The organism is Rhizobacter sp. P5_C2 (genome assembly GCF_054049715.1).
In genome coordinates, this window is sequence record NZ_JBFULV010000238.1 from 1 (window position 1) to 1,495 (window position 1,495).

1 protein-coding gene and 1 pseudogene are annotated in these 1,495 nt (G+C 69.7%); both read left to right on the top strand.

The window, feature by feature from the left end; translation table 11 throughout:
- Positions 1 to 1,171 (top strand): pectate lyase family protein (locus tag ACXJLU_RS33315; RefSeq protein WP_457338001.1); only part of this gene is annotated, 1,171 nt, incomplete at its 5' end.
- Positions 1,168 to 1,495: pseudogene (locus ACXJLU_RS33320) on the top strand (hypothetical protein); the annotation flags it as partial. The gene ACXJLU_RS33315 and the pseudogene ACXJLU_RS33320, both read left to right, overlap by 4 nt.

The following is a 1,495-nucleotide window of genomic DNA, read 5'->3' on the forward strand; positions in this document are numbered from 1 at the left end:
CCCGACGCCTGCTCCCGCCCCTGCACCGGCGCCCGCACCGGCCCCCGCGCCTGCCCCCGCACCGGCGGCCGACGCTAGCACCGAAGTCGCTCCGGCCACCGGCTGGGCCAGCCAATCCGGCGGCACGCGTGGCGGCTCGACCGCTGCGGCAGCGGCGATCTACCGGGTCGACACCGCGACCGAACTGCTCGCCGCCATCAAGGCGGGCGGCGACAACGCGAAGATCATCAAGGTCACCGGCCGCATCGACATGGCGGCAGCCGACAACGGCGGTGCGTTCAAGAGCACGTCGGACCAGGCCAATCGCGGCGAGCTGAAGCTCGGCAGCAACACCACCCTGATCGGCGTCGGCTCGACCGCAGGCCTGGTCAACGCGAACATCAAGATCAACAGTGTCGACAACGTGATCGTCCGCAACCTGACCATCATCGATCCGTGCGACGTGTCGCCGCTGTGGGACCCGAACGACGGCTCCACCGGCAACTGGAACTCGGAGTTCGACGGCATCACGGTGGACGACTCGACCCACGTCTGGATCGACCACAACAAGTTCACCGACGCCCCGGTCACCGACGACCTGCTGCCGGTCGCTAACGGCAAGCGCAAGCAGTGCCATGACGGCTCGCTGGACGTGAAGAACGGTTCGGACTACGTGACGATCTCGCACAACGTCTTCGACCAGCACGACAAGAACAACCTGATCGGCTCGTCGGACAGCAAGACCACCGACAACGGCCACCTGACGGTGACCTTCCACAACAACCTGTTCACCAACATCACCGAGCGCGCGCCGCGCGTCCGCTTCGGCAAGGTGCACGTGTACAACAACCTGTACGTGGGCAGCAAGGCCGACGCGGCCTACCCGCACGGCTACAGCATCGGCGTGGCCTACCTGGCGAAGATCATCTCGGAGGCCAACGTGTTCGAGATCCAGGGTGCCAACAGCTGCGCGAGCGTGCTGAAGAACCCGGGCTCGTCGAGCAAGACCGGCGCGATCACCGACGCCGGCTCGCTGGTGAACGGCGCGGCGCTGAACCTGTCGCAGTGCAGCTTCGCAAGCGACGTGGGCTGGACGGTGCCGTACAGCCGCAGCGCGCTGCTGCCGGCGGCGTCGGTGAAGGCTTCGGTGCAGGCGCAAGCCGGCGTCGGCAAGCTGACGGTCAAGCCATGAGATCCGGCGCGGGCCTGGGCCCGTTGTTCATCGCGGTGTCGGCCGTTCTGCTGGCCGGCTGCGGCGGGGGATCGGACGACACGAACCGGAGCGGTGGCAACAGCACCGGCTCGGAGCTCGGGCCGGTGACCGGCGCGCCGGCACCTGCCCCGGCCCCCGCGCCCGCGCCGTCGCCTGCTCCTTCACCGGCTCCGGCACCTTCGCCTGCGCCGGCCCCCGCGCCCGCGCCGTCTCCCTCACCGGCACCCGCACCGGCGCCTTCCCCGGCACCGGCACCCGCGCCGGCTCCCACGCCTGCGCCTGCGCCTGCTCCTGCTCCCACAC